This window comes from Synergistaceae bacterium (assembly GCA_017443945.1).
Classification (GTDB): domain Bacteria; phylum Synergistota; class Synergistia; order Synergistales; family Aminobacteriaceae; genus JAFUXM01.
In genome coordinates, this window is sequence record JAFSXS010000063.1 from 1 (window position 1) to 5,711 (window position 5,711).

The 5,711-nt window shown below is 43.8% G+C and carries 3 protein-coding genes; all 3 read left to right on the top strand.

Going from position 1 to position 5,711, the window contains the following annotated elements; all coding sequences use genetic code 11:
* Positions 1-291 precede the first annotated feature (291 nt).
* Positions 292-1,446 carry an aldo/keto reductase gene (locus IJT21_06865; protein ID MBQ7577967.1) on the top strand — a complete coding sequence of 385 codons (1,155 nt, stop codon included), beginning with the start codon at positions 292-294 and terminating at the stop codon, positions 1,444-1,446.
* A 99-nt stretch (positions 1,447-1,545) separates the two neighbouring features.
* Positions 1,546-4,065 (top strand): flagellin, encoded by a 2,520-nt coding sequence (locus IJT21_06870; protein ID MBQ7577968.1) that lies wholly within the window; start codon positions 1,546-1,548, stop codon positions 4,063-4,065.
* A gap of 115 nt (positions 4,066-4,180) precedes the next feature.
* On the top strand, positions 4,181-5,711 hold a 1,531-nt coding region (locus tag IJT21_06875; GenBank protein MBQ7577969.1), incomplete at its 3' end, for a GTP-binding protein.

The window sequence follows — 5,711 nt, forward strand, 5'->3', positions numbered from 1 at the left end:
CCCCTCATTGCATTGATTGCCGTTATGTGAGAAAAAATTTTTCATGAACGCGACTCCAGACTCATAACGGGTGGGTGGGTGGGATCAACCAATTGCTTCGAAGACAATAAGCCCTGCAAAGTAACGGAAAAATGTCCCCTGCTGCGACCAACGGGAGCAGCTATTGCCAAGCAGACGGCACCGTCTGCAAAAAAATGTTTTGCCTTTGACTTTGTAGCTAAAATTTGATTAATCCGTGCTTTAACGCGCTATAATTGCATAATACTTTTATTGAGGGGAGAAAATTTTTTTATGATTTATCGCGAATTAGGCACAACAGGACTCAGAGTCAGCGAAATTTCTTTAGGCTGTGAAGGAATGATCGAGGAAAATTATTCAATGTGCGGAAAATTATTTAATCTCGCTGAAGAATCCGGAATTAACTATTTTGATTTATATTCGCCGGATCCCGAATTACGCGCAGCAATCGGCAAAGCATTACAGGGTAGACGCGAAAAATTTATTATTCAGTCTCATTTGTGTTCAATCTGGAAGGACGGCCAATACACACGCACAAGAAATTTGCAGGAGACAAAATCAGGTTTTGAAGACTCGCTAAGACTTTTGCAGGTTGATTATATTGACGTTGGAATGATTCATTATTGCGACGCTCTCGATGACTGGGACGAGATAATTAATAACGGGATTCTTGATTATGCACGCGAATTAAAGAAGTCCGGAAAAATTAAGCACATTGGGTTAAGCTCTCATAATCCTCAAGTAGCATTAAAAGCTGTAGAGAGTCACTCAATTGAAGTATTAATGTTCAGCGTAAATCCCTGCTATGACTTACAACCAGCAAGCGAAAACGTAGAAGATTTATGGGCAGACGAGAATTACGCGAATCACTTAACAAATATGGATCCCGAACGCGAAAAATTATATGAAACCTGCCAAAGACTCGGAGTCGGCATTACTGTAATGAAATGTTTCGGCGGCGGTGATTTGTTAGACGCGAATTTATCTCCGGCGGGTGCAGCTTTGACGGTGAATCAGTGCATTTCTTACGCGTTGAGTCGTCCTGCTGTAGCGTGTGTCTTGGCTGGTGCTCATTCTGTCGAGCAGTTAAAAGAGTCATTAAATTTCGAGAATGCCGGCGAGTCAGAAAGAGATTACGCGCTTGCTCTTGCCTCGTTCCCAAAAATCAGCTGGGAAGGTCATTGCATGTATTGCACTCATTGCGGGCCTTGTCCGGTGAAAATAGATATTGCGTCAGTTACTAAATTTTTGAATCTTGCACAGTCAGCGCAAAATAATAATATTCCCGAAACAGTCAAGAGTCATTATGAACTACTCAAGCACCACGCCGGCGAGTGCATTAAATGCGGTTCATGCGAAAAACGTTGTCCGTTCGGTGTTAAGATTCGCGATAACATGACTGAAGCAGCAAAAATTTTCGGGTTCTGATAGTTGCGGGCGGTAAATTTTAGAATCCCCGTCTAACTGCCGAAAATATAAATCAGGAAAATATATAAATATTTTAGCAGGAGGCGGATATTTAGAATCATGATGATGGTAGGCAATAATAATATAATGCTCGCGTACAATTCTCTGACGGCGACTAATAAAGCAATCGAGAACACTGCGCGGGCACTCTCTACGGGAAAACGTACAGCAACAGCAGCTGATGATGCATCCGGGTTAGCAATGTCCCTTAATATTTCTTCGCAGCTTTCCGGCGTGGATAGGGCAATCCGTAACGCTCAAGACGGAGTCTCTATGCTTCAGGTCGCAGAAGGTGCGCTGGATCAAATTAATTCTATGCTGCAAAGAATGCGCGAACTTTCAGTACAGGCCGCAAATGACACTCTTACGACGCAGGACAGAAATTACATACAGTTAGAAATAGCAGAATTACGCGAAAATATTAACAACGTCGCGAAAAATACTACGTTCAATTGCAAGAGATTACTTGACGGCAGCTCCGGAGCTTCGTGGACATCTGACAAAGCAGCAACGCAGGTAAAAATCGCAGGCTCACTCACAACTATAGACCAATTCGGCCAGAAAAATACAGCTGAAGGCAATTACAGAATCGAAGTCAAAGCACGCCCCGGACAAGCAGAAGTCTTGAAAACTGGAATTTTCACGATACCCGACATCAACGACGGCGACTCAGAAAATGAATACACCTTCACAATTAATATAGAAGACGGCGAAGACATCAACGGCGCAACATCCGGGCATGGCTGGGAATTTAAAGACGGTGCACTCAATATAACCGGCAGCGGAAAATATCACATTCAGGGTACAGGCTCAACAACTGATACAAAAATTGTAGTAAATCAAGGGGTCGACGCTCAAATCAGATTAACGGATGTAAATATTTCTGCTGATTCCGGAAGTGCATTCGAGATTAACGGCGCAAACGTAAAATTATTTCTTGCAGGCGATAACTCTTTAACAGCAGGAACAGGAGAAAGCGCAGGCCTTGAAGTACAAAACGTTAACGGCTATACAGGATCACTTGTGATAAATAGCTGTGAGGGTACCGGCTCGGAAGAAGGGACTCTAACGGCGACGGGTTCGGGCTGTGGTGCAGGAATCGGCGGAGCTTGCCATAATGCTGACAGCTGGAAAGGTTCAGTCGGTGCAATCACAATTAACGGCGGAACAATTACGGCAGAAGCGAGTCAAAACGGCGCAGGCATAGGCGGAGGAGGTTACTACAACAGATACAATGACGAAGGCGCACACGTACAAATTACAATTAACGGCGGAAATATTACGGCGACGGGTTCAGGTTCAGGCGCAGGCATAGGCAGCGGAGGAGAAGCGCGCGGGGACTCTTCAAATGTAGATTTCATAATTATTAACGGCGGAAAAATTAACGCAACAGGTTCAGGCGGTGCAGCAGCTATCGGAGGCGGTAACGGTTCTAACGGCGGCAGTATCGAAATTAGCTCTAACGCTGAATTAACTTTGTCTGGATGGATTGACACTGCAAACGGTGCGACTCGTTCAATAGGACGCGGCGAAAATGGCGCAGGTTCAAGCTATGTTACTAACACAACGAGGAATCCCGAACGACTCATAACTCTTCAAGATATTCCGGAATTCTATAACCCAAGCGGAGTATTTATGCTCGAACAGCCCCAGACTTTAACTATCACGCAGGGCAACGGCAAAAACACTCAAGTTACATTATATTCAACTGACACAATAGAAGACGTACGCAAGAAATTAAATAACGCAATCGCATATGACTTGAATCAATCTTTATATACGGACAACCCTAATAAATTCGTCAGCTTCATAACAGAAGAAGATACAAGCGGACTCGAGTCTGTTGCGGGAACTTTCGTAATTCGTTCAGCAGTTGCAGGCAATGAGGGCAAATTAAAATTTACGTCCGAGAACGAGGATTTATTAAACACTTTAGGACTCAACACGATTCAATCAGCGACAGAAAACGGTTACACTGCTTCAGTATATGAGGCTCATACGGGCAAAGTTCTCGCGAAAAATATCCAGACCGACGGAAATACTATTAACGGCATAATCAGTCCGAATGTTAGCATAGAATTTGATTACATGGCCAATATTAAAGCAACATGGAGCGACGCAGCAAAAAATTATGTCTTCAGCGCAGACTCTCAAGCCTATGAGACAACGATTCACATTGTAGACAAGGGGACAGCGTTTCAAATCGGCCAGAATTACGGGGAAGACTTTTATATCAACATCGGCGACATGACAGCAAGTGCTCTCGGAATAAATAGTGTTGACTTGACATCGAGAAAAAGCGCGTCTCAGGCAATTACAATTATTGATGCAGCGATTCATAAGGTCTCAACGCAGAGATCACGAGTCGGCGCATATCAAAACGAGCTTGAATACAACGCTAACAGTTTGACGCAGACAAGCCTTCAGTTAAACGCAGCAGAAAGCAGATTAGCTGATACTGACATGGCAAAAGAATATTTAGAGTTCATCAAGCTGCAAATTATAAGTAACGCAGGAAGTTCAATGCTCACTCAAGCAAACCAGAACGCGCAAAATCTCGTGAATATACTTTCATTATAAGCAGCAATAAAAAATTTTGTCTCCTCTGTCATAATCGGCAGGGGAGATTTATTATGATAATCTATGCTAAAATTTGCAGGAAAAAATTTTTTTGTAACAGGAATGATTATTATTTATGCAAGACTCTAAAAATATTCGCAATCTCGCAATCGTAGCACACATAGATCACGGCAAGACGACTCTAATTGACTCAATCTTCAGGGCCGCGCAGACCTTTGCAGCACATACCCAAGTCGCAGAAAGAATCATGGACAATAACCCTTTAGAGCGCGAACGAGGCATTACAATAAGATCTAAGCCATGCACAGTTGAATGGAAAGGATATTTAATCAACATCATTGACACGCCCGGGCACGCTGATTTTTCCGGAGAAGTCGAGCGAATTTTATCAACAGTTGACTCCGTAATATTAATCGTTGACGCTAACGAAGGGCCTATGCCGCAGACTCGTTATGTTTTGCAGCACGCACTATCAATCGGAATGAAGCCGCTAGTTTTCATCAATAAAGTAGACCGCGAAGGAGCAGACCCTACACGCGCATTGAATCAAACTTTTGATTTATTCTTTGAACTCGGCGCAACTGATGAGCAGGCAGATTTTCCCGTTCTTTACGGTTCAGGGCTTAACGGTTGGGCAGTAAAAGATTTAAGCGACACACGACGCGACAACATGGACGATTTATTTCAGGCGATAATTGATTATGTCCCTGCACCTGATGTCGACCCGTCAAAACCGTTTTTAATGCAAGTCAGCACTCTAGCATGGAATGAGTATGTAGGGCGTATAGGCTGCGGGAAAATCCTTCAAGGCCATATCAAAAAGGGTGAATCATTCACGAGAATCTCTACAAAATGGAACTCAACAGATCACACCGGCGACGACTGGCAGATAACCGGCCGAGAAAATGCAAAAGTCGCTCAATTATGGGTAACGCGGGGACTTGAACGAGTCGAAGTAAACGAAGTAAGCGCGGGCGATATTGTTTGGCTGACCGGACCTAGTGAAATCGACATAGGAGACACTTTCGCAAATGATGAGATCGCAGACAAACCTTTAAAGCCGCTTTCAATCGAGGAGCCGACGGTTTCTATGTTCTTCCTTGTTAATTCGGGGCCGTTTGCAGGTCGTGAGGGTCAAGCAGTTACGTTGAGACAGCTCAAAGCGCGTTTACAGAGAGAAATGCACGTTAATGTGTCGCTAAGAATGGAAGATCTCGGCCGTCCTGATGGTGTAAAAATTTCCGGGCGAGGCGAGTTGCAGCTTGGAATCTTAATTGAAGAAATGCGCCGTGAAGGTATGGAATTTTGCATCTCTAAACCTGAAGTCATAATCGAATACAAAAACGGAGTCAAATGCGAGCCCTACGAGCTTGTAACTATTGACGTTCCAGAAGAATATCAAGGCATAGTCTTTGAGAAAATGTCAAAGCGCAAAGGAAAAATTTTAAATATTGACAATCCTGACAGAGGGTTATTACGCATTGAAATCGAGATTCCGACACGAGGCTTAATCGGTTATAGAGGCGAATTTTTGACGGACACGCGCGGACTTGGCATTATGTCAAACTGTTTCAGCGGTTATAAAGAATGGGCCGGAGATTTAATCACGCGCAACAGAGGCTCACTCGTAAGTGTCGACACAGGCG

What these genes read in the sequence shown, in the direction of transcription:
- IJT21_06865 (MBQ7577967.1), top strand. Translation starts at nt 292, where the DNA reads ATGATTTATCGCGAATTAGGCACAACAGGACTCAGAGTCAGCGAAATT.
- IJT21_06870 (MBQ7577968.1), top strand. Translation starts at nt 1,546, where the DNA reads ATGATGATGGTAGGCAATAATAATATAATGCTCGCGTACAATTCTCTG.